Below are 24,450 nucleotides of genomic sequence, written 5' to 3' on the forward strand. Positions count from 1 at the left end.
GCCTGCAAGCGAAATGCCTGCAGGCAAGCGCCACCACACTGCGGAGCGGGGCGCCAGATCAGACGATCGCGGCAATCAGCTGCTTGACGCAGGCTTCGATATCATTCTCGGCGGTATTGATCAGCACTTCGGGCTTCTCCGGCGCCTCGTAGGGGCTATCAATACCAGTGAATTCCTTGATGATGCCCTGGCGAGCCTTCTGGTACAGCCCTTTGGGGTCACGCTTCTCGCACTCTTCCAGGGGCGCATCCACGAACACCTCGACAAACTCACCATCCTCGAACAGCGCACGGGCCGCATCACGATCAGCACGGAACGGGCTGATAAAGGCCGTTACCACGATCAACCCGGCGTCCACCATCAATTTGGCCACCTCGGAAACACGACGAATATTCTCGGTGCGGTCTTCATCGCTCATGCCCAGGTTCTTGTTCAGGCCATGACGCACGTTGTCGCCATCCAGCAGATAGGTATGCTTGCCCTGCTCGGTGAGCGCCACTTCCAGGGCATTGGCCAGCGTCGACTTGCCGGAGCCAGACAGCCCGGTCAGCCAGATGCACCGGGGCTTCTGATCCTTCACCTTGGCACGGTCGGCCTTGCTCACATTGGACTCATGCCACACGACGTGGGCTTTGGATTCGTTTGCTTTTTCCTGGTACGGAGACGACATAATTACCTCGCTTTGTTCGAAGGGCAGCCCCAAGCCTCAAGCTACAAGCTACAAGCTGCAAGGAAAACCACACCGGACTGCCAGCCCGGCACCATGAATAAATCACTGCATTCGTCTGATAATCGCGAACAGCATTCGTGACAACTGCTCAACTTCTTCAATCCATCGGATCCCAACAGCCTCCGAGATGTACCCAATGCGACTACCAATATGCACCTGCGTCCTCAACTCGCCGGCAGATCCTTTCGCATAATTCAGAAATAACGCTTTCTCTCTATCTGAATTCCTCTCATAACCTTCAGCTATGTTGGAAGGCAACGACAGTGAAGACCTAGTAATCTGGTCTTTAAAACCAAAATCACGATGACCTGAAAAGTGCTCATAGATCTCAACACTCAATTCGACAGAGCGTTGCCAGATCTCCAAATTCTCAAACCGCATCCCTGCTCCTTATAAAAGCTTCCATCCTTGGAAACTTTTTCAGTTTTCTATATCTCACAAGCGTAGCTTGTAGCTTGTAGCTTGTAGCTTGTAGCTTGTAGCTTGTAGCTTGTAGCTGTATAGCTTGTAGCTTGTAGCTTGTAGCTAAAACCCCCAAACCATCGGTATCACCGTCAACGTAATCACTGCCACCACCAGACTCATGGGAATGCCGATCTTCAGATAATCCCGAAAGGAGTACCCCCCCGGGCCCATGACCATCAGATTGGTCTGATAACCCAGTGGCGTCATGAAGCTGGCCGATGCAGCGAACATCACGGCCACGATGAAGGGCATGGGGCTGACCCCGAGTTGTTCGGCAACACCAATCGCTATCGGGAACACCAGAACGGCCGCCGCATTATTGGTAATCAGCTCGGTGAACGTGGCAGTCAGCAAATACACGATCACCAGCGCCATAAACGGCGACAAGCCGCTGGCGGGCAAAATATGAGAAACAATCCAGGCCGCTGCGCCACTGGCCTCCATGGCACGCCCAAGGGCAAACGAGGCACCGATCACCACCAGCACCGGGAGATTCACACTCACGTTCATGCGTGAGCGGTTAACCGTGACACAGCCCAGCGCCAGCATCAGTCCCGCCGCAACCATCGCAGCCTCCAGCGTAGACGCCACGCCCAGGACATTAGCCATTACCATGGCAACCAGTATGCCCACAGCCACGGGCGCACGACGAAAATCCGGGGGCGTGGAATCCTTCAGGGGGCTGACCAGCATGAAGTCCCGGCGATAGCGATACTGTTCAACGAACTGCTCACTGGTTTCCAGCAACAGCGTATCACCAACCCGCAGCATCAATTCCCCGACCTTGCCCGGCACCCGCTGACCATTGCGGCTGATACTGAGAATGGCCGCCTGGTACCGGGTTCGGAAACCGGTTTCCTTGACCGTTTTACCAATACCGGGAAATTCCGGACTCAGCACCACCTCAACAAGATGACGCTGATGATTGTTGAGAGCCAACTTGTGAGCCCCGCCATGGGCGGCCTGAAGACCATTGATTCTCTGCAACTCTCGGGCACATTCCGGGGCGCCCACGAAAGCCAGCAAGTCACCTTCCTGCAGCGTCATCTCCGGGCCCACCGCCGTGAACAAGCGGCTACCGCGCTGAATGTCAGTGAGATAACCAAACGTCAGGTTACGCAGCCCCGCATCCTGGATGGTGCGCCCGGCCAACGGGCTGCCTTTGCCGACCAGCATTTCCACATGGTACTCACGGGCATGCTCCCACTGTGCCACCATCCCCTCTCGCTCTGGCAGCAAAAAACGCCCCGCCAGCAACATGAAACCTGCCCCCCCCAGCAAAACCGGGATACCAACCCAGGCCACATCGAAAATACCGAAGGCCGGTAACCCCTTCTGCTGAACAAGTCCGTCCACCACCAGGTTGGTGCTGGTACCAATCAGAGTACAGGTTCCACCCAGAATGGCCGCATAACTCAACGGCAGCAGCAATTTCGACGCAGACAAGCGCAAGCGCTGAGCCCACTCCTGTACCGCGGGAATCATCATCGCCACGACCGTCGTATTATTGAGAAAAGCACTGAGAATCGAGGCCGGCGCGATCAAACGTAACTGACTGGAATAAACGGATTTGGGCTGGCCAAGCAGGCGATGGGCGATCCAGTAAATGGCCCCCGTGTCCCGCAGGGCGGCAGCCACCACATACAGCGCGGCAATGGTCATCAACCCCGGGTTGGCAAAGCCGGCCAGCGCCTGCGCAGGAGAGACAACCCCGGTTACCAGAGTCATCACCAGCGCGGCCATCATGGTGATATCCGCCGGGACACGGTTACTGGCCAGAGCGGCCAGCACAGAGCCGACAATCAACAGGGTAATCAGGATATCAAAAGTCACGAAACGGGCCCCTTGCCGGCACCTTTTTTAAAGAGGGAAGATGAAGAGCGCATTTTACAGCGAATAGGCCATATAAAAAGGGTCTGCTTAGGTCAAAGCGTTATAAGATGAGATTCAACAACCGCCCCACAAAACGCGTGGGCGTGATGACGCCACCCCACTCAATCAATAACCCCACCCCACCCCAGCCCTCCCCTTGCCAGGGGAGGGAGCGAAAGGTCCTCCCCCTCAACGAGGGGGAGCCAGAGGAGGTCACTTCAATCGAATCCAACCGACCTCACCGCAGCCCTCCCCTTACCAGGAAAGCAAGCGAAAAGTCCTCCCCCTCAACGAGGGGGAGACAGAGGGGGTCACTTCAATCGAATCCAACCGATCCCACCTCAGCCCTCCCCTTACCAGGAAAGCGAACGAAAGGTCCTCCCCCTCAACGAGGGGGAGCCAGAGGGGGTCTCTTCAATCGAGTCCAACCGACCTCACCTTATCCCTCCCCTTGCCAGCGGAGCGAGCGAACGGTCCTCCCCCTCAACGAGGGGGAGCCAGAGGGGGTCTCTTCAATCGAGTCCAACCGACCTCACCTTATCCCTCCCCTTGCCAGCGGAGCGAGCGAACGGTCCTCCCCCTCAACGAGGGGGAGCCAGAGGGGGTCACTTCAATCGAGTCCAACCGACCCCACCGCAGCCCTCCCCTTACCAGGGAAGCGAGCGAAAGATCCTCCCCCTCAACGAGGGGGAGCCAGAGGGGGTCACTTCAATCGAATCCAACCGACCCCACCGCAGCACTCCCCTTACCAGCGGAGCGAGCGAAAGGTCCTCCCCCTCAACGAGGGGGAGCCAGAGGGGGTCTCTTCAAGCGAATCCAACCGACCTCACCTGAGCCCTCCCCTTACCAGGGGAGCGAGCGAATGGTCCTCCCCCTCAACGAGGGGGAGCCAGAGGGGGTCACTTCAATCGAATCGAACCGACCCCACCGCAGCACTCTCCTTACCAGGGGAGCGAACGAAAGGTCCTCCCCCTCGTTGAGGGGGAGCCAGAGGGGGTACTCAATCCGGCAGATTAGCAGCCGCCAGTCTAGGCAATTGCCGGAACTGCAGCGTTTCCAGCGGCTTGTCGCCACTGGAGCCAGGCTGATAGCCGGCCACATAACTACGCAGCAACGCCTTGATAGCTGCCTTGTCGCCTTTTTCCAGGGCTTTGCGGAAAGCCTCCAGAGCAAACTGGATTTCATCCCAGCTCAGACGTTCTTCAGTGGCCTGCATGATCATTTCATGCTCGGTGCCGACACTGCACTCTCCAATCAAAAGCTCTTCGTAAAGCTTCTCGCCGGGCCGCAGGCCGGTAAAGGCGATCTCGATGTCCCCATTCGGGTTCTGCTCATCCTTAACAGACAGCCCCATAAGATGAATCATCGTCTTTGCCAGATCCAGAATCCGAACCGGCTCGCCCATATCAAGAACAAAAACCTCACCGCCTCTGGCCATGGCCCCCGCCTGGATCACCAGCTGAGACGCTTCAGGGATCGTCATGAAATAACGGATCACATCAGGATGAGTCACCGTTACCGGCCCGCCCTTTTGAATCTGATCACGGAACAAAGGCACTACCGATCCGGAAGAGCCCAAGACATTACCGAACCGGACCATGGAAAAAATGGTGTCTGAACCGCGATCCGCCATGGCCTGTAGCACCAGTTCCGCGAAGCGCTTGGTGGCCCCCATCACATTGGTCGGGCGAACAGCCTTGTCGGTGGAAACCAGAATAAAATGTTTCACCCCGGCGGCTTCCGCTCCCTGAGCGGCCTCAAGCGTGCCCACGATGTTGTTGCGCACCCCCGCCGAAGGGTTGTTTTCGACAATCGGCACATGCTTGTAAGCCGCCGCATGGTAAACCGTATCAATACGGTATTCCCGGCATACACGCTCGACATGACCGCGATTGATCACCGACCCCAGCATGGATTTCAGTTCCACCTGCATGCCAGACGCCTTGATGGACTGGGCCAACTCCTTCTCGATGGCATAGAGACTGAATTCACTCTGCTCGAAAAGAATCAGGCATGCCGGCTTGAGCTTGAGAATCTGCCTGCACAGCTCACTGCCGATGGACCCCCCTGCCCCGGTTACCAGCACATGCTTGCCACTGATGCAGCGGTGCAGCAGATCAGCGCGCGGCGGCACCGCATCCCGGCCCAGCAGATCTTCAATGGAAATATCTCGGACTTCTTCGATGCGGGCCTTACCACTGGCAATATCCGTGAAGGCCGGCACCGTCTGAACGCGCAGATTAAGCGTCTCAAGCCAACGCACGATCGCCATACGCCCCGCCTTGCTAAGGGTCGGCACAGCCATCAAAACGGCCGTCACCCGCCCGCTCTTTGCGGCAACTTCCAGAGCCTTGCGCCCAACCACCGGCACCCCGGCCAGCAGGGTGCCCTGCTTGTTGGACGCATCATCAACCACCATGGCAGGGAAAAACTCCGCGCTGGATTGCAGGGCCGCAACCAGCTGGGCACCGGCAGCACCAGCACCAAAAACGGCCACTGGCTGGCGATCCAGCGCCCCGCCCAGGACATACACCAGGAAACGCCGCATCAGGAATCGGCTGCCCGCAAGGTAAAGCAGACTCAGCGCCCCCCAGATGAGAAACACGGACCGTGGCACCGTAACCTCGGGAAGCATGTAGGAGGCCGCCGCCAGCATACACACCGATATTGATACGCCCACAAACATGGACCAGGCCACCTCGGCGCCCAGATATCGGACAATAGACCGGTAAAACCCGGCCAGGTACAAGACAGGAATCAAGGTGACGGGAGCTGCAACAAACAACCAGTGATCATGAATCGCCGGCGATAACTCATTGAGCCGCAAGGCAAAAGCCAACCAGACCATCATAGGAATGGCGACCAGGTCAGCCGCCAGCATGATCCCGCGCTTGCCAGTCCGTGACATTGAAATCAGGCGGGAAACCGGAGGGTAAAGCATCTTACTTGGCATCGGGGTCCTTCCATGTGACCAATAGGGTCAATACATCAGCGCAAAAGTTAACCAAAAGGGCATGACCCAACCTACACCTTGAGGCAGGTGAGACATTATAGACTCTTTTGCCCATTATCCAATTCCCACAACACAATGAACCTTGTTCAGCCGCAACCGTGACATATCCTGCCAGGATCTATTCACAACACGACAATACGCAGCACATCGACACAAATTTTGCGATTAATTACATACCGAGACAGGGCCCACCTTCGATCGCCCCTACCTTAATAGAACGCCGGGCCCCAACACCATCCTCCCCCTCAATGAGGGGGAGCCAGAGGGGGTAATCATCCTAAACTCAAAACACCACATCTCAAACGGCCGCAACACTGCGAAGGATACCCTCAAAATATGACAGCCAGAAATGGGAGCGCCGCAAAAGAGAAACGGAAACGACAGCAGGAAAAACGTCAGCTAAACCGCCTGACAACCTGCTCGATAACAGAGCATGTCTTCTCAATCTCGGCGGCAGAAAGTGTTGGATGCACCAGGAACATCAACGATGACTCCCCCAGCGCCCTAGCCACAGGCAATCGTTCCTGCGGGCCAAGGCCAAGATCCGTAAACGCTTTCTCTAGATACACCTCAGAACAGGACCCAGAAAAACACGGCACACCTTCCGCCACAATCGCATTCATAATTCGGTCACGGACCTCAGCGGCTACTGACTGCCCAACCACCGCCTCATCAACAAACACATAGCACTTGTAACCCGCATGCCCAATATCCTCCGGCACCACCGGCACGCGTAATCCAGGTAGAGATGCCGCTGTTTCCCATATTGCCTGGCAATGGGCCTGGCGCACGGAGGTCCACTCCGGCATCCTCTGCAATTGAATACGACCAATGGCAGACTGCATTTCGGTCAAACGCCAATTAGTCCCTACAGATTCATGTAGCCAGCGAAACCCTGGCGGATGCTCACGTTCATACACCGCATCCCAGCTTTTGCCGTGATCCTTGAAGCTCCACATGCGTGACCACAGCTCACGATCATTACAGGTGACCATGCCACCCTCGCCGCCGGTGCTCATGATCTTGTCCTGACAGAAAGACCAGCAACCCACATGGCCCAAGCCTCCCACGGGCTTGCCCTTATAAGTTGCGCCATGAGCCTGGGCACAATCTTCAATCACAAACAGCCCGTGCTGTTCAGCCAGCGCCATCATGCCATCCATGTCACAAGGCCAACCGGCCAGGTGCACACACACAATCGCCTTGGTGTTCGGAGTAATCACCGCAGCAACGGTGTCAGGAGTAATGTTCTGGGTATCCGCATCCACATCAGCAAACACCGGTGTAGCACCGGCATTGATCACTGACGTGGCAGACGCCAGGAAAGTACGCGGCGTCACCACCACTTCATCACCGGCACCAATACCCAGCCCCTGCAAGGCCAGATCCAGCGCCAAGGTGCCGTTGGCCACCGCAATGGCATACTCGGTACCGGCAAAGGCAGCAAACTCTCGCTCGAATTCACGCCCTTCCTGGCCGGTCCAATAATTCACCTGATTGGAAAGTAACACGCGAGAAACCGCATCGGCTTCTTCCGGGGTAAAGGAAGGCCAGGGAGAAAACGGGCCGTTTAGCATAGATCGTACTCTTATAAAGCCATTAGAGCGCTGAGCAATCAGCCCAGAACCGTTGCAAGGATGTAGCGTAGATCACCGGAGAAAGACCAGTCCCGAATATACTGGAGATTAATTTGTACTTTATCGGGATAAATGACTTCACGGTTATAACGTTCAGGATCATCCTGCGCAGCCAGAATTTCCTCCTCATCCCGATATTTCAAGGTAGCAGGCCCAGTAATACCAGGGCGAAGGGAAAGGACCGCCCGGTCTTCACCTTCCAGCCTGTCTGCATATCCTGGAACATCCGGTCGCGGTCCAACAAAACTCATCTGCCCCAGCAGAACATTCCAAAGCTGGGGTAACTCATCAATTTTTGTCTTCCTAAAGAAAGCGCCCAGAGGGGTAATTCTGGGATCGCCAGACTGCGTTACCGTAGTGGTCGTCTTATCATCAGGCCGCATGGTCTTGATCTTCACTACTTTGAAGACTCTTCCACCTTTCCCCACCCGACTCTGGATAAAAAAACCGCTGCTGCGGGTATCCAGCGTAGCTGCAATGTAGGCAATAAGAATTAGCCACCAGACAGCCATCAGCCCGGCAAGAGCAACCAGAAAATCAAACGAGCGCTTTAGAAACGACTGCACCGGTGACAACGCAAGTTTAGAGATAGTCATAACGCCTCAGGGTGTCCCCAACCAGCTCTTCGAGTTGCTTCACTTTCGCCTCTCCCAGGGATTGCCGCCCCTTCCCAAGGCTTTTGGCGGAAACCCCTGACACAGCACTGGATATCGACTCGTCGGATACCTCTCTTCCCATAAAGTCGAGAATCCGCTTTAGTTCTTCCTTCGGGGCCCGGACAAAATCCTCGTAACGAATACGGAGCACTTTACCCTCAGGCATAGTGGAGAAGGCATTCTCTGATTGCTCTACACACTTTTGCCATTGGAGTGCGCAAACCTCATCCAGATCATGTTTCTGGAGAATATCCTGCATATCATCCAAAGCTGGCCCCCAAAACGCGAGGCGCTTTTCCTTGGAAAAGAAGCGATAAAAACGCGCCCAAAAGTAGCGTAATGCGTAATAAGGCAAGTCCATTTTGGGAACAAAACGGACTTTTTCGAGGATGTAGGGAATATCCAACTTGGCTGTCCACCGCAACTTGGCAGAGCCAGTAGCATCAATGCCGTCCCTGTAGATAAAAAGATATTTGGCTTCAGGGACAACGGCATCAACAAAGGGAACCCGCAATGAGTTTGCGCAGGTTTTCTCTACCACAACTTCGGCGGCAGTCTGTTTGGCGATATGCTCAAAACGGCCACGAATATATTTCTTTACCGCTGGAGAAGCCTGATCAGCCGGGATCTCATCAGACGGATAACGGACATTACCGTGCCGCCAGATGTAGTTAATTTCATCGCAAGGCCATGTATCAACACCTTCAAAGGTCGTTAATACATCCCGCAGCATATTCGTTCCTGAGCGAGGCGCTCCAATAATGACTACGCTTTCCATATATTTCCTTACTTAAGAACGAATCAATTCAGAAATTTTAAGTGAGAGCTTATCAAAATCATAATTTTCAAGCGCATAAGCTCTGCCTTTCTCACCCAAAGAAAGACGCTCTTCAGGTGTCATCTCGTAAAGATCAACGATGGCCTTGGCTAATTTTCTAGCATCCTCTGCGGGAATAGTGACTCCTGCACCAGACGCCTCTATTGGGTCGCAACCACCTGAATAGGAATGAATCACCGGTCTTTGAGAATAGAGATACTCCGGTATTTTGTTTGCACCAATACCAAAGTCATACAAATCATCATCAAGCCACCCTAAATAGAGTGCATCAAATAATGACAGAGCACTTTGGACTTGAGACTTTGCAACAGGCGCCAGGAAAGTAAAGTTGCTCATGTTCGCGTCCGCAACGCGGGACATGAGGTGCTTCTTCTGCTCACCCTCGCCTATAGCAACAAACCCGATATCTGGATGTGACTCCTTGATTAAATCAGCCGCCTCCACAAGAACATTGATCGCATTGACTTTACCAATCGCCCCCGTATAACCCACAACGAACTTCCATTTCTTGATTTCATCCTGAAAGCTAGATGGCAACGGGTCAGGAGAAGATACCTCGCCAACCAAAACGCCGTTCGGAACCCATACGAAGTTGTCAGATTGGCCAGCCATATTCGCTATATGCTTCCCGGCTCCTTGAAGGTTTGAAATTAATACATCCGCATTTTTATAAGCTCGTCGCTCCACCCAATACATAAAACGTATCAATGGATTATTTTTAGTGTAGCCTCCCAGCTTTTGCAGTGTTAAAGGCCATATATCCCTGATTTCGAAGAAAAGCTTTGCACCAAATTTCTTCGCCAATCGCTCCGCGCCCAAGTAACCAATAAGGGATGGTGAGGAGTAGTAAACGGCATCAGGCTTTTCAGATAAGAAAGCAGGAAGAAAACGCAAGTAAAAGGCGAAAAGAAACCAGTTCAAAATACGGACAGGACTTCCTGACCCTAAATACTTAAAAACCCTAACCCAAACAATATCAAATCCATCTTGCTCACTAGTAGTAAATCTATTAGTGACAAGGGGAGGCTTGCGCATTTTATGCCCAAAACTTGCTGAAACCAAAGTGACATCGAAACCCTGTGAAGCAAGGCTCCGAGCCAAATAGTAGTGACGCCCTCCCATACCCACCTCAGGAGTTGATGCATACTGATTAATAATCCAAACCCTAGCTTTGGAGGTCATGCCACACCCTAAATATAATCAAAGAAAACAACCACAAACAAAAAAAATGCAGGACCAACTAAAAATAAATTTACAACATGAGCCCCAACAATCGAATAAGAAACCGAAAAAACAGATTTTTTATTTTCGTATCTTACAGATATCTTGGGATCAAGATAAAAAGCCAACGCCAAAGTACCAAGAGCATTAACAAACCCTGTCGTCTGGAGAATAACTGGGGAGAGATCAGGGAATTTTAGCGAGACCAAATTAACCACAAAAACGGAAGCCCCATAGAAAAAAAATATCCAAACAGCAGGAATAAAAACACCATAATCCATCGACTTTAATGCAGAAAAACCTCTATACGGCCAAATTTTTTCAATCACATCTCCCTTCCATTTTTTGCGATTTGCATAACCATTTCTAACTGCCTTCCACAACCCAACACCATCACCATAGCTTGATATAGCTGCACAAAAGAATGAAACAAGAGGAACTCTTATTGCAAAACACAACGTTACAGAGATCATGCCTAGAAAATAAGAACCCGCGATTGCTAGCACCACCAATTCCGCCCCCCCTTTCAATGCCGCAAGCCCGACAAAAGGTGGGTAAGTAACTATGAGAACTCTTTTTAATGTTGCAACCATTACCTGAAATGAATATGCCAATCCATTGAGCCCAATAATTGAGCCAGCCATCCTAGGCATTGCTGACAAAACATCCAAAAAAACAAACAACCCAAAGGAAAAGGAAACAATCCAAACTATATACATTTATCATTCCTCTCCAAATAGAACCTACGGTCAGCAATTAAGAACCCCATAGAAAAAACCAATAAAAACCGCAAATATGACAAATCCCCACTAAAGCTACTGCATAAAACAAAGTATATAATCGATATTTTTGACAACCACCCCCCCCTAACGAACAGATACAAAATAACAGTCAAGAAAACGCCAAGACCAACAATCCCCATTTCCGAGAGAATTTCAAAAAATATATTATGCGGATACCAGTATTCCATTTCTGAGAAGTGCTTCCAGTTCCCTATTCCAACACCCCAAACTGGGTACTCCATGAAGATCCTCAGCGAAACATCCAACATTTCCAGCCTTGCCGAAATTGAGCCCGCATCCGCCTCTGAAACATCCCCTTTTATCAATCTTGAAAACACTGAAAACCTAGAAAAATAATCAGCTATATCGCCACTATAAAGATAAGAAAACAGGGCAAACGCAGCCGCTATCACCGCCAAGTCTTTTATGCGCAGCCACTTGTATGAAACAACAAGAAAAACCGCAGAAAATGCAACCACAGGCCCTTTAGACTTTGTCCACAGCATCGCAAAAACAAACGCAATTAAAACAGGATAAAGGACTTTTTTATTATGACCTTCATTTAAAAGGTAAATGGCAAGAACTGCGCAATACCCCATAATCCAACCATAAACAATCGGACCATTAATAAAATACCGAACAGACCTATCAAAGAATCCAAATTTTGCTTTATAAAGAACCGTCAAAAAAAGAAACATTAGGGCCACAATCAAAAAAACAAAAATTGCCCCATCCTTCCCTATTCGCCCCATCAAAAAAGAGAGCAAAGGCCCCACAATCAAAGTAATTAAAATTGCACCCTCAATTTTCTCAATAGCATAACCGGGCTCCTCTGCTCTAAAAAGAGAAACAAGCAAGCAAAAAGAAACCGGAACACAAAGAAAAAAATAATCTCTAAACCTCGCAAAAACACCTAAACCTTGCACAGCCAACAGCATGGAAAAAAAATAAATGAACGCGATAAAAACCACAAATAAAGCGTCATCTCCAACTGGAAAAACAGAACCAGTGGCCAGCCCCAAATAAACTGAGACACCAAGGAAAAAACAAACCCATATTTCCTTACCAAGGAAGGACCTCACTGCGAAATAACCTCTTGCAAATCCAACTCACGACCGCCTTTATCTATTACCAACCACTCTATCAATAGGACAAATGGCATCTAAGGGAGAAGTCAATCGCCCAAACCCCCACACCTAAAATTCCAGCCCAAAAAACTACACAGCCACCATTAAAGTTACTATTGATGCTACATCGTTGTGGTTGTGAGCGTTGCTTACTTGACGCCTCGGAGGTGCTCGTTTTCTTGGTTAGCTGCCCGAGTTTGACTTGCGATGAATTTCATTCCTGCAAGACCAAATTCAACGCAGTTACAATTTGAGCCTGATCTGACTCAGACAGATAAGGATGCATGGGAAGACTCATCACCTGCTCTGCCATGCGATCACCGACTGGGAGCGACGCCACTGTGTCTTCTACCGCCGGCTGTCGATTCAGCGGGATCGGATAATGCACCGCAGTGGGGATACCCTGCTCTTTGAGCGCTGCTTGTACAGTTTCCCGGTTATCCACCCTTACGGTGTATTGAGCCCAGGCGCTGGTGTTGTGGCTTGCCACATAAGGAACCTCAATACCCGCAGCGCCAAGCTGTTCGGTATAGCGCTCGGCGACTTGTTGTCTCAGGCTCAACTCTTCCGCAAAGATGTCCAGCTTGGGCAGCAGAATAGCGGCTTGCAGAGTATCCAGGCGGCTGTTCACGCCCACGCGAATGTGGTGATAGCGGCGGTCCTGGCCGTGACGGGCGATTTGCCGCAGGATCACGGCCAATTCGTCATCATTGGTGAAAATGGCCCCGCCATCGCCATAGCAACCCAGAGGCTTGCTGGGGAAGAAGCTGGTGGTGGCCACGGTGCTCAGGTTACAGGAGCGCTTGCCTTTATAGGTGGCCCCAAAACTCTGGGCGGCATCTTCGATAACAGGAATACCATGCTTGTCTGCGATGGCATTAATGGCATCGAAATCGGCGCACTGGCCATAGAGAGAAACCGGGATAATGGCCTTGGTGCGCGGGGTGATGGCCGCTTCCAGTTTTTCCGGGTCCAGATTGTAGGTTCTGGGATCAATATCCACATAGACTGGCTTGGCCCCCAGCACGGCAACCGTTTCTGCTGTGGCAATATAGGTGAAGCCGGGGGTAATGACTTCATCACCCGGGCCAATACCAAACGCCATCTGGGCGATTTGCAGCGCATCGGTACCGTTGGCGCAGGTGATGCAGTGCTTTGCGCCAGCGAACGCGGCCAGTTTTTCTTCCAGCTCTGCCACTTCTGGCCCCAGGATATACTGGCCATGGGCCAGTACCCGCTGAATGCTTGCATCAATTTTGTCTTTAATGCGCGCTTGCTGGGCGGCGAGATCGATAAACTGCATCAGGCTTCACCTTTTTCCAGAATGCCGTTGCTGAGCCGGTAAATGGCACCGGTATGCTGGCAGCGTGTTTCGCCGTCGCCAGTGACGGGAAGATCCAGCTGCTCACCGAACTCGCTCATCCAGCCGATTTGCTTGCCGGGCACGCCCACCATCAGGGCATAGTCCGGGACATCTTTATTGATGACCGCGCCTGCGCCGACAAAAGCAAAACGGCCGATAGTCACACCGCAGACGATGGTGCAATTGGCCCCTAACGTAGCGCCCTTTTTCACCAGGGTATCGCGGTACTCATCCTTGCGTTCGATCAGGGAGCGAGGGTTATACACGTTGGTGAAGACCATGCTCGGGCCACAGAAGACACCTTCTTCCAGGTGCACGTTGTCGTAAACCGATACGTTGTTCTGGATTTTGCAGTTATCCGCAATAGTGACCTTGTTGCCGATAAAGACGTTCTGGCCCATGGAGACATTCTTGCCAATGCGCGCGCCGCCGCACACATGAACGAAATGCCATACACGAGAGCCCGCGCCAATTTCTGCACCCTCATCAACGATGGCGCTGGCATGTACCTGATAGTCCATGATTCGGGCCTCCGTTAAAGCAGACGTGACAGGAAGGGGTGGCCTTCGCCCGCGTCAGCCGCCACGGCGGGAGCGGTACGAATGTATTCCACGGTTTCCACACAATGGCGGGCATCTTCAATTCCGTAGCCATTGCCTTTGAGGATTTCTTCGTAGCTGATGGTGTGCAGGTCTGTGAAGCCCTGGGAGAACTCGATTTCTTCGCCATCCACGGTGATGGAACGGTAGGTGGGCTGCTTGCCTTTGACGCTGTCTGGCAGATCATTGGCATCGATAGACAGGAACCAGGGCACCCGGGCTTTTTCGTATTCCAGATAACCTGCGGCCTTGTTCTCGGTGGCATAGTGCAGCACGTTTTTCTGCAGCTTGCCGAACACGAAGTGCAACATATCGAAGAAATGTACACCGATATTGGTGGCCACACCAAAGGATTTGCGCGGATCGCCTTTCCAGCTTTCCATGTACCATTTGCCGCGTGAGGTGATGTAAGTCAGCTCGACTTCATACTTGCCGCTTTTGTTTTCCTTGGCTACTTTGTCCTTGAGCCCCAGGATGGCCTGGTGGTGACGAAGCTGCAGGATGTTGTAGACCTTTTTGTCGGTTTCCTTTTCTACCAGTGCCAGCTCATCCAGCAGGGCGGCGGTGGGGACCAGCGGCTTTTCACAGATGACATCACAGCCCAGGCGCAGGCCTGCGGCAATGTGCGGATGGTGCAGGTAGTTAGGCGAGCATACGGCCACATAATCCAGCGCGGTTTCCGGATTACGCTTCAAGCGCCAGGCATGTTCCTGAAAACGTTCGAACTCGGTAAAGAATTCACTCTCAGGAGAGATGGAATCGATGATGCCAACGGAATCGTTGATGTCGTAACCCACGGACAGGTGGTTACCGGTTTCCTTGATGGCTTTCATGTGCCGCGGTGCGATATAGCCGGCGGCACCGATCAGTGCGAAATTTTTCATCTTCATTAGTCTGCTTTCCACTCTCTTGATTAGGCTTTGATCACGGTTTTATTGGCTGCCCGGTATTTTCCACGGGTATCCACCAGGATGGGGGCATGCTCAAGAATCAGTTCGTAATCAAACCGGTCATGGTCTGTTGCCAGTACGACAGCATCAAAACTGGCGAGATTCTCCGCCGTCAGCGGTTCGCTGGACAGCTCGAAATGGTGTTCGCGCATTTTGGGAAAATGGAGCACGTGGGGATCGCTGTAGGCAACTTGAGCACCTTTGGCTTCCAGCAGTTCCATAATCGCCACAGAGGGAGATTCACGCATATCATCCACGTTTTTCTTGTAGGCGATTCCCAGCACCAGCACCCTGCTGCCCTTCAGGGCTTTGCCTTGATCGTTGAGGCCATCCATGGTTTTCGACACCACATACTCTGGCATGGCCTGATTTACCTCACCGGAAAGTTCGATAAAGCGGGTGTGCAGGCCGTATTCGCGGGCTTTCCAGGTCAGGTAGAATGGGTCGATGGGTATACAGTGCCCACCCAGGCCTGGGCCGGGATAATAAGGTGTGAACCCGAAGGGTTTGGTCGCGGCGGCATCCACCACTTCGAAAATATCGATACCCATCCGGTCGGCTACCACCTTCATTTCATTCACCAGGCCGATATTCACGGCACGATGGATGTTTTCCAGCAGTTTGGTCATTTCCGCGACCTTGGTGCTGCTCACCAGTACCACCTTATCGATAGCTGGCTTATAAAGGGCCTCACCAACGGCACGGCAATTTTCAGTGTGCCCTCCCACGACTTTGGGGATAGTGCGCGTTTCGAAATTAGGGTTGCCCGGGTCTTCCCGTTCTGGCGAGTAGACCAGAAAAATATCCTCACCGGCTTTCAAGCCACTATCTTCCGCGCGTGGCAACAACTCTTCTTCAGTGGTACCAGGGTATGTAGTGCTTTCCAGCGAAAGAAGATGACCAGAACGAAAATGGGGTTTCAAAGCATCCACTGTATTAATCACGAAACTCATATCAGGCTCGCGATATTTATTCAATGGAGTGGGAACACATAGTATAAGTGCATCACACTCTCGCGCCCGAGCAAAGTCATTAGTAGCTTCAAAACCTGATTGACAAGCACTTTGTATTTGAGAAGCATGGATATGTTCGATGTAGGTCTCACCCCGGTTTAACTTTTCTACCTTGCCGACATCAATATCAATTCCAATTACACGAAACCCGATAGCATTATATCGAATCATAAGTGGCAGGCCCACGTACCCTAAACCAACTATACCGATAACCGCCTCTCTGGTTTCGATTTTTTTGAGGAGAGCATCCTTGTAGCTCGACATGTTTTCATTTCTCCTGTTTTTCTGTGAGCACCTCATCTTTGCGTTTAGCTATCGCTGCGGTACTCGTAACTATAGTAGCCATATTCAGTCGAAGTGCGACGTTCCAAGCAATTAAGAATTGCGCCTTTTACTTCAACATTGTTCTGGGCGAATCGCGTTAGTGTCACGTCCACTTCCTTGGCAGAATTAACGCCATAACGGGCGATAATCAGGCTGGTACCGGCCTGCTGGCCGACGATTGCAGCATCCGTTACCGCCAGAATCGGTGGGGTGTCCACCAGCACTAGATCATAATCCTGAGACAATGCTTGCATTAGCTGACTAAAGCGCGGGTGCATCAATAATTCAGAGGGGTTTGGCGGAATCTGGCCGCGAGAAATAAAGTCCAGATTATCAATGGAAGAATGTTGCAATACGGACTGGATTTCCTGCTGGCCAGAAAGAAAGTCGGACAAGCCCTTTTCATTACTATTGCCAAAGTAGCGATGCAAATGCCCCTTGCGCATATCAGTATCAATCAGTACTACTCTCTGCCCTACCTGTGCCAGTACCGCCGCCAGGTTTGCCGAAACAAAGGATTTGCCCCCCCCCGGGCTCGGGCCGGAAATCATTAGCACTTTGTTACTCGCTTCCATCATCGCGAAATGCAGACTGGTACGCAGACTGCGCAATGCCTCAATGGCAAGATCTGCGGGATCCGTCAATGCCAATAATTCCAGCGGAGTATGCTTGTCTTTCTTGCGACGACGTTTAAGGGCAGCTAGGCGATCCACTGTCTGCTGTTGCTCAGAAAGCGGAATCGCGGCATAGACGGAAATACCCTGTTCTTCCAGCTGCTCGGGACTTTCGACACCTTTTTTCAGCGCGGCATTGAGTAACACATAACCCACAGAGCCCATTGCACCCAACATCGCGGCCAGGACCGCCAGCAAAAGTTTTTTCGGTTTTATCGGTTCTGGCTGCACGAGGGCATCATCAATAATACGAACACTGCCGACCGTGCTGGCCTTCATGATGCGCAGTTCCTGCACTTTATTTAAAAGGCCTACATAAATCTCCTGGTTTACCTCGACATCGCGCATCAGTCGCAGTACTTCTTGCTGCGTTTCCGGCAATGCCTTGATCTGTTTATTGAGATCCTGTTTCTCATTTTCCAGTGAGGCTCGTTGCTCAATAAGTGTGCGATAGGCCGGGTGCTCCTTGGTAAAACGAGCAGCCACCTCGCTTTCCTTGATTTTCAGCTCATTGAGCTTGCCCTCGATGGCCACCAACCGCTCCAGTACGGACTGGGTCTCCATGGAAATATCCACGGACTCACTCTTCAGCCGGTAGTCATTGAGCTTTTGTTCAGCACTATTGAGCTTGTCTTTGATTTTAGGCAACTGGTCATCAAGAAAGTCGAGGCTGTTTTCGGCTTCCGCAGACATGCGCTTGATATTCTGCAACAAATAGGTCTGATTGATGGCATCCAGTATTTTGCGAATACGCTCTTTATTGGTGCCGGTAATACTGATGCTGATAATGCCGGTACCTTTACCCTGCTCAGAGAGTGAAAGCCTGTTACGCAGGTTATTTACGGCCTCTGCTCTTGCCTGTTTGGTCAGTAAGATGACTTCATCGCCCTGCTGCCACTCGTTAAGCACCAGTGAGACACGGCCATCCTGGCTCTTCAGAGGCTGGCTCGCCGGCCCCGTCGCTATCAGCTCATCATCCAGATATAGCGCTGGCTGGCCATCGTTGTTGACCAGCGTAAAGTCCTCGCCTTCCAGGTCTTCAGAGACATCGAAGGCTTTGACGGTCAGGAAGGTATCACTGTCCCGGTAGCCGGCAAACAGGGGGACGGGGACAAAGGGGCCAACCGGATCAGGGGCCGTGAAGCGACCCAGCAGTGGCATACGGTCCGGCCGAACGTTGATATCCATTTTCAGTTGATCGATGACCTGGCCCAGCACCATGCGGGAGCGGATCAACTGGATTTCCGCATCGGCGGAGGATTCCTGGGAAAATAATTCGTTGAGCTCGTCAAAGCCGGGCATGCCCCCCTGTTTTTCCTCGACCTGCAGCAAGCCGTCGGCCTTGTACACCGGGGTAGCCAGAAAACCATAGGCCAACCCCAGAAGCAGCGCCACCAGGGTGGTGCCGACAATCAACCAGCGATGGTCAACCAGTAAACCCCAGAGACGCTGAAGGTCGATTTCATCGTTCATGGCGGCCATTCGCCCTGCCTTTTTTTGTGGTTGATCACTCATTACTTGTTGTTTCCCCACATCAAATTTTGTTGGCCCAGGCCTCGGTGGCCTTGTGCATCATCGGATATATCTGCTCAAACACATCCCGGCTGCGTTTGTAAGGGTCGGGAATGTCGTGACCGCCATTCCAGTGACTGAGCAGAAACGTCTTGCCGCTGGCTTGTGGATACTGCTGGATCAGGCGATCACGCTGACGGGTTTCCATCACCAGAATCAGGTCGGCCTCTCGGCACAGATCGCCATTGAGCTTGCGGGCTACATGGGGGCCGCATTCCAGGCCGTTCTCCCGGGCAACATCCCGGGCGGTGGCATCCATGTCTCGCCCCTCAAGGCCAATCAGCCCTGCCGAACTGACCTGCTTGCCCGGTTTTAGCTGGGCAAGCAGTGCCGCTACCGTTGGACTGCGGCAGATGTTGCCATCGCAGAGAACCAGAACCCGCTCAAACATTATTCGTCCAGGTCCCTGACCCGATCCGCCGCCAGTGCACCGTAATAGATGGTCTGGAAGGTCGGCAGGATGTTCTTGATTACACGATTCCAGCGGGCGATGGGCGATGTCGTTACGTAGACAATATCGCGGCTGTGCAGGTGGAAGCCGTCCGCCAGAATCAGCGCCGTGGCGTCTTTGGCATTAAGCTGATAAAGGTCTACCTGATGGTCGCTGTCGGCCGGCGCCCGGCGCAACACGAAGATTCCGGAGGCATCTGCGGTATCTTCGGTATAACCACCGGCAGCCGACAGAGCTTCAGCCAGGGTCAGACCATTACGCGTCATGGGGACTGGCTTGGCCTGGGCTACCGCGCCCATGACAAAGACCTTGTTGTCATCGTTGCGGGCCACGTTAACCACATCCCCGGGACGTAACAGAACGTTGTAGGCCGGGTTGCCCTGCTGATACACCGCGCGCAGCGACAGGTGGTATTCCTTACCGCCGCGGCTGAGCGTGACATCCTGCCAATCGGCAAGCTCATTGAGGCCGCCGGCGGCGTTCACGGCGTCCAGCAATCGCAGAGGCACATTGGTTACCGGGTAGGCGCCAGGCTGATTGACCGCCCCGGTGACATAAACCCGCTGGCTGCGGAAGGCGGCGACTGTCACATCGACCTGCGGGTTTTCAATGTATTCGGAGATTCGTTTGGCGATCAGATCACGAATCTCGGTGACCTTGAGCCCGACGACTTTGATCTTGCCCACGTAGGGATAAAAGACGGTGCCATCATTGTGCACCCAGTTACCGGATTCCGACGGGCTGCGCATGGAGCCCGCGGGGATGGTCAGTTCCGGGTGATCCCAGACGGTGATCTGCAGTACATCACCGATACCAATGGTGTAATCGTAATCCCTGGGCTCCTCAAGCAATTCAGGGGCAGGCTGCGACTTGCTATCGCCGGCATCCCCATCGAGGACGTTGGTGGTAATGGCGTGAACCTGCACCACATCCGGCAGGGGCTCGGCCTCTTCACTGCCGTCATCTTCGTCCACAAACCAGCCCGGCGAAGTGGAAATATGAGAGCCCGGTACAATGGTACAACCGGATAGACCTGCCAGCAGGGCGAACATTAGCAGTTTTTTCATGGTTATCTGCATAAAGAATCAGCTTTTATTACCAATTGATATTGCGCGTCCATTGGGCGCCGACGGTATAGCGCTCGCGCTTGTCGAAGAAAGTGACCACCGGCTCATCCGTCACGGTGGCAACCCAGGCCAGGCGTCCTCCTAGCAAATCGTGTTCCAGGCGCAGTTGCGCCAGGTCCACATCTTGTTCGGTGGCTGCCTGCAAAATTTCAGCGCCATCGTTAACCACTACTGCCCGCTTCTTGCCATCCTGATTCAGGGTCGCGTGGGACAGGTTGGCAGCCACGGTGACGCCATTACGGAAGAATTGCTGCACACCCAGCGTGATGGCACGGCCATCCCCTTCCCAGCTGGTGGCCATATTGCGCCCATAATAGCGGAAGCCGCTCTGGTAGGTGCTGTGCTCGTACGCAGTATTGAAACGTTTGTTACCGGACAGGCTGCCGGCGACGGCATCTGTCGCTTCCACGAAATAGCGCTGCGAGCCGGCCCCAAAGGCAGTGACCAGATCCAGACCCGCCAGGGTAGAGAATTTGGAAGGCAAACCATTTGCTTCGTCTTCGCCCATGGCCTGGCCGTAAAGGCCTAGTGGCAGGCCTGCCGGGGTCATGGAATAACGGAAATCAAAGCCGGCAATCTGATTGCTGGGGTCCTGGCCCGGCTTAAGGCCGGACGTTTCACCGTTATCGCGCCCAATCAGCGCATGCCAGAAGGCTGACGCATCCTGTGGGCGCCCCTTCCCTCCCCATTGTGCCAGGCGTGTCAGGCCGATCTGCAGCGACCGCAAGGGGCGAAACACAAAACGCGCGCCCAGCAGCTTGGCATCCGGGATGGCGCGATTCTGTTCCAGCTGACCGGCAAACAGCTGCAGATCCCAGGGGCCTATCCAGTGGAGCCAGGGGGTTTCGGGGGCATAGGGTATTTGTCGTGACAGCCACAGGCCCGGTACCGGGCGTGCATTGTTGGACAAGGCCAGTGAGCTTTGCCAGCCCGGGCCCCACCAGCGATCGATCGCGCCAACGCCAAGCTGCCAGTTACCGACCACACCGGCCAGGTAGGTATCGTCAGCCCGGATTTCCTGGGTATCGCGATCCCCATCCACATAGCTGACCGCCAACTGCCCGGCCCAGCGCTCGCCCATGCCATAGACCGTCACCTCACTGGCAAAGCGGTCTTCCGGCACACTGCCGTAGCCATTGAAGAGCGGTTCCTGATTGGCGCCGCCGATGGTGACCATGCTCCCGCGGGTCTGGCTGCGAGTTTGTTCCAGTGCGTTCTGAAGATAGCGGGCGTGGGCGTTGGCACACTGGCTGGCCCGGGGCTCGGGCAGACGGGCCTGAGCAAGGCGGTAACTCTTCATCACCGCTGCCCAGCTAATCGGCCAGGTCAGGGTCAGGCCATCCAGACACCCCTGGCTTTGCAGGGCCTCCACATGGTGGCGGGCTGTCAAATCCCCCGCCGGGATCCAGGGCGTTGCTGCATGGCTCAGAACGGGCAGGGAGGCCGCGAGCAAACACAAAGCACGACCGGGGGACTTAAGAGACTGCAGCACCGGGGACATCCTATCCAGAGGGGTGTTGGCGATCGAAGAGCCGGATTATGGGCTCTGGTTGTTGTCATGAATATGACAATCGGGGGCATTTTACAGTTTGTTTACTGCAATGCGAACGATTATCACAGATTGTACGGTTCGTTGACGGAAATATGAGCATTTACCCCCTCTAGCTCCCCCTCATTGAGGGGGAGGACTGTCTCCCCCCCTGCCAAGGGGAGGGTTGGGGTGGGGTCGGTTTGGGTGGCACCCCCCTCTAACTCCCCCTCGTTGAGGGGGAGGATCTGGCTGCCTCCCCTGCCAGGGGGAGGGTTGGGGTGGGGTCGGTTTGGGTGGCACCCCCCTCTAACTCCCCCTCGTTGAGGGGGAGGATCTGGCTGCCTCCCCTGCCAGGGGGAGGGTTGGGGTGGGGTCGGTTTGAGTGGCACCCCCTCTGGCTCCCCCTCGTGGAGGGGGAGGATCTGGCTCCCCCCCTGCCAGGGGGAGGGTTGGGGTGGGGTCGGTTTGAGTGGCACCCCCTCTGGCTCCCCCTCGTGGAGGGGGAGGATCTGGCTCCCCCCCTGCCAGGGGGAGGGTTGGGGTGGGGTCGGTTTGGGTGACACCCCCTCTAACTCCCCCTCGTTGAGGGGGAGGATCTGGCTGCCTCCCCTGCCAGGGGGAGGGTTGGGGTGGGGTCGGTTTGGGTGACACCCCCTCTAACTCCCCCTCGTTGAGGGGGAGGATCTGGCTGCCCCCCCTGCCAGGGGGAGGGTTGGGGTGGGGTCGGTTTATCGGATTTTTGCCGGGCGTGTTGGCAGGGCGGCTAATGTCCGGCGTATGTCATCCAGCACGCCGTCGATATTCTGCATGACATCCTGATTGGTATAGCGCTTCACCCTACATCCACATGCTTCCAGGAAAGCCGTTCTGCCCGCGTCATAGTTCCCGGCGCCGGGCTGATAATGACTGTCACCATCCACTTCCACTACCAGGCGCTTGCCCGGGCAGTAAAAGTCGACGATGTACTCACCAATGCCATGCTGCCGCCGGAACTTGTCGCCCAGCTGGCCGGCTCGCAGCCGCTGCCACAAGAGTCGCTCCGGGGCCGGCATTTTGCTGCGCAAGGCCTGCCGGCGATGCTTGCCTGAAATTCGATTGAAGAGACGGGGCATGAGAAAGGAAGCGCCCGGTGAGCCGTTCACCGGGCTGTCAGAGGCGTTACTGGACCGTTATCTGGCTGCGCATGCCTGCCAGGGTCTTCTCACCGATGCCCTTGATGGCCAGCAGTTGATCGGCGCTAGAAAACGGCCCCTCCGCCTCACGCCAGCTGATGATGGCATCCGCCGTCTTGGGGCCCACGCCCTTGAGCTCCTCCAGCTCGGCCTTGTCGGCGGTATTGATGTTGATCTTGCCGGCTTGGGCCTGTACCGGCGCCGGCGAGGCCTGAGCCGCCGGACTGGAAGCCTGGGCGGCCTGGGCCGGGTTGAGCAGCACCAGGGCTACAATGGCGAGGGTCAGTTGGCATATCCGTTTCATGAGTCTTCCTTGTTTTGCTTATCGGGAACCCATGACACTACGGCACCGGCAAGCCGGCCTTTATCGGTTTACGCCGCAGGGAAACGTAAGAGACCTAGGCAAGGCTTTGTAATATGTCGTCCACCACTTTTGTAGGCTCGGCAGCCTGGGTAATGGGACGACCAATGACCATGTAATCCACCCCGGCATCCCGGGCCTGCAACGGGGTGAGCACCCGGCGCTGGTCACCGGCGTCGCTGCCGGCGGGACGAATGCCCGGGGTCACCAGGCTGAAGGCCTGCCCACAGGCTTCCTTGAGCATGGGCGCTTCCCGGGCGGAGCAGACCACACCGTCCATGCCGGCGGTTTTGGCCAGCTCGGCCAGGCGGCGCACCTGTACAGCCGGGTCGTCATGGATGCCGATCTGTGCCAGATCGGCGGCTTCCATGCTGGTGAGCACGGTCACGGCGATCAGTTGGGGGCGCTGGCCATGATTGGCGATGGCCTCGGCGGCGGCTTCCATCATGCGCTGCCCGCCGCTGGCGTGGACGTTGACCATCCAGATACCCAGGTCCGCAGCGGCGCGGACGGCGCCAGCCACGGTGTTGGGAATATCGTGGAATTTCAGGTCCAGAAAGATCTCGAAGCCCTTGTCGTGGAGGGCTTCGACCACGGCCGGTCCGCTGCGAGTGAAGATTTCCTTGCCCACTTTGACGCGGACTTTTTGCGGGTCCAGTTTGTCGGCCATGGCCAGTGCCTGCGCCTGATCCGGATAATCCAGGGCGACGATAACGGGGCTGGTGGTAGGCATGGAGGACTCCGTGGTGAGCATGGTCTGGTGGGCGCGTATGGTAGCAGTTTGCCGGGCGTCGGCCACCCCCTCTAACTCCCCCTCATTGAGAGGGAGGACCTGGACTCCCTCCCCTGCCAAGGGGAGGGTTGGGGGGGGGTTGGGTGTTTGAGCAGCCAGGGTGGCGACCCCCTCTGACTCCCCCTCATTGAGGGGGAGGAACTGGGCCCCCTCCCCTGCCAAGGGGAGGGTTGGGGTGG

The 24,450-nt window shown here is 54.3% G+C and carries 21 protein-coding genes; all 21 read right to left on the reverse strand.

Features of this window, described 5'->3' with window-relative positions; translation table 11 throughout:
- Positions 1–58: 58 nt before the first annotated feature.
- Positions 59–670, reverse strand: coding sequence for an adenylyl-sulfate kinase (cysC, locus tag A11A3_RS14375; protein WP_008930051.1), 612 nt, complete (start codon positions 668–670; stop codon positions 59–61).
- Positions 671–772: 102 nt separating this feature from the next.
- Positions 773–1,111: a four helix bundle protein gene (locus tag A11A3_RS14380; protein ID WP_008930052.1), complete on the reverse strand. Its 339-nt coding sequence runs from the start codon at positions 1,109–1,111 to the stop codon at positions 773–775.
- Between the two features lie 144 nt (positions 1,112–1,255).
- On the reverse strand, positions 1,256–3,028 hold the full coding sequence (locus A11A3_RS14385; protein ID WP_008930053.1) for an SLC13 family permease: 1,773 nt from the start codon (positions 3,026–3,028) through the stop codon (positions 1,256–1,258).
- A gap of 1,039 nt (positions 3,029–4,067) precedes the next feature.
- Positions 4,068–5,948, reverse strand: a complete 1,881-nt coding sequence (locus A11A3_RS14390) for a polysaccharide biosynthesis protein (protein ID WP_008930054.1) — start codon at positions 5,946–5,948, stop codon at positions 4,068–4,070.
- A 527-nt stretch (positions 5,949–6,475) separates the two neighbouring features.
- Entirely contained in the window at positions 6,476–7,657 is a 1,182-nt protein-coding gene (locus A11A3_RS14395) for a DegT/DnrJ/EryC1/StrS family aminotransferase (RefSeq protein ID WP_008930055.1), read from the reverse strand.
- 38 nt (positions 7,658–7,695) lie between these two features.
- A complete protein-coding gene (locus A11A3_RS14400; protein WP_008930056.1) occupies positions 7,696–8,313 on the reverse strand; it encodes a sugar transferase in 618 nt (205 codons plus the stop codon).
- On the reverse strand, positions 8,300–9,151 hold the full coding sequence (locus tag A11A3_RS14405; RefSeq protein ID WP_040297244.1) for a sulfotransferase family protein: 852 nt from the start codon (positions 9,149–9,151) through the stop codon (positions 8,300–8,302). The genes A11A3_RS14400 and A11A3_RS14405 overlap by 14 nt, the downstream gene beginning before the upstream one ends.
- 12 nt (positions 9,152–9,163) lie before the next feature.
- Positions 9,164–10,393 carry a glycosyltransferase family 4 protein gene (locus A11A3_RS14410; protein ID WP_040297245.1) on the reverse strand — a complete coding sequence of 410 codons (1,230 nt, stop codon included), beginning with the start codon at positions 10,391–10,393 and terminating at the stop codon, positions 9,164–9,166.
- 8 nt (positions 10,394–10,401) lie between these two features.
- Entirely contained in the window at positions 10,402–11,151 is a 750-nt protein-coding gene (locus tag A11A3_RS17820; RefSeq protein ID WP_157375737.1) for a hypothetical protein, read from the reverse strand.
- Positions 11,142–12,296 carry an O-antigen ligase family protein gene (locus A11A3_RS14415; protein WP_008930059.1) on the reverse strand — a complete coding sequence of 385 codons (1,155 nt, stop codon included), beginning with the start codon at positions 12,294–12,296 and terminating at the stop codon, positions 11,142–11,144. The genes A11A3_RS17820 and A11A3_RS14415 overlap by 10 nt, the downstream gene beginning before the upstream one ends.
- A gap of 259 nt (positions 12,297–12,555) precedes the next feature.
- The gene (locus tag A11A3_RS14420; RefSeq protein WP_008930060.1) at positions 12,556–13,644 is read right to left on the reverse strand and encodes a DegT/DnrJ/EryC1/StrS family aminotransferase; all 1,089 of its coding nucleotides are present in this window, start codon (positions 13,642–13,644) and stop codon (positions 12,556–12,558) included.
- Positions 13,644–14,225: an acyltransferase gene (locus tag A11A3_RS14425; protein WP_008930061.1), complete on the reverse strand. Its 582-nt coding sequence runs from the start codon at positions 14,223–14,225 to the stop codon at positions 13,644–13,646. Before A11A3_RS14425 ends, A11A3_RS14420 begins: the two co-directional genes overlap by 1 nt.
- A 14-nt stretch (positions 14,226–14,239) precedes the next feature.
- Positions 14,240–15,187 carry a Gfo/Idh/MocA family oxidoreductase gene (locus A11A3_RS14430; RefSeq protein WP_008930062.1) on the reverse strand — a complete coding sequence of 316 codons (948 nt, stop codon included), beginning with the start codon at positions 15,185–15,187 and terminating at the stop codon, positions 14,240–14,242.
- Positions 15,188–15,216: 29 nt separating this feature from the next.
- Entirely contained in the window at positions 15,217–16,530 is a 1,314-nt protein-coding gene (wbpA, locus tag A11A3_RS14435) for a UDP-N-acetyl-D-glucosamine 6-dehydrogenase (protein WP_040297247.1), read from the reverse strand.
- Positions 16,531–16,574: 44 nt separating this feature from the next.
- Complete coding sequence (locus tag A11A3_RS14440) at positions 16,575–18,779, reverse strand: polysaccharide biosynthesis tyrosine autokinase (RefSeq protein WP_040297248.1); 2,205 nt, start codon at positions 18,777–18,779, stop codon at positions 16,575–16,577.
- A 19-nt stretch (positions 18,780–18,798) separates the two neighbouring features.
- Positions 18,799–19,227 (reverse strand): low molecular weight protein-tyrosine-phosphatase, encoded by a 429-nt coding sequence (locus A11A3_RS14445; protein WP_008930066.1) that lies wholly within the window; start codon positions 19,225–19,227, stop codon positions 18,799–18,801.
- Positions 19,227–20,366, reverse strand: a complete 1,140-nt coding sequence (locus tag A11A3_RS14450; RefSeq protein ID WP_008930067.1) for a polysaccharide export protein — start codon at positions 20,364–20,366, stop codon at positions 19,227–19,229. The genes A11A3_RS14445 and A11A3_RS14450 overlap by 1 nt, the downstream gene beginning before the upstream one ends.
- A 16-nt stretch (positions 20,367–20,382) precedes the next feature.
- Positions 20,383–21,804, reverse strand: a complete 1,422-nt coding sequence (locus A11A3_RS14455) for a capsule assembly Wzi family protein (protein WP_008930068.1) — start codon at positions 21,802–21,804, stop codon at positions 20,383–20,385.
- Positions 21,805–22,673: 869 nt separating this feature from the next.
- Entirely contained in the window at positions 22,674–23,057 is a 384-nt protein-coding gene (locus tag A11A3_RS14460; protein WP_008930069.1) for an endonuclease domain-containing protein, read from the reverse strand.
- A 46-nt stretch (positions 23,058–23,103) separates the two neighbouring features.
- Complete coding sequence (locus tag A11A3_RS14465) at positions 23,104–23,421, reverse strand: ComEA family DNA-binding protein (protein WP_008930070.1); 318 nt, start codon at positions 23,419–23,421, stop codon at positions 23,104–23,106.
- A gap of 94 nt (positions 23,422–23,515) precedes the next feature.
- Positions 23,516–24,211, reverse strand: coding sequence for an orotidine-5'-phosphate decarboxylase (gene pyrF, locus A11A3_RS14470; RefSeq protein ID WP_008930071.1), 696 nt, complete (start codon positions 24,209–24,211; stop codon positions 23,516–23,518).
- Positions 24,212–24,450 lie beyond the last annotated feature (239 nt).

The sequence above is a fragment of the Alcanivorax hongdengensis A-11-3 genome, from assembly GCF_000300995.1.
GTDB lineage: Bacteria > Pseudomonadota > Gammaproteobacteria > Pseudomonadales > Alcanivoracaceae > Alcanivorax > Alcanivorax hongdengensis.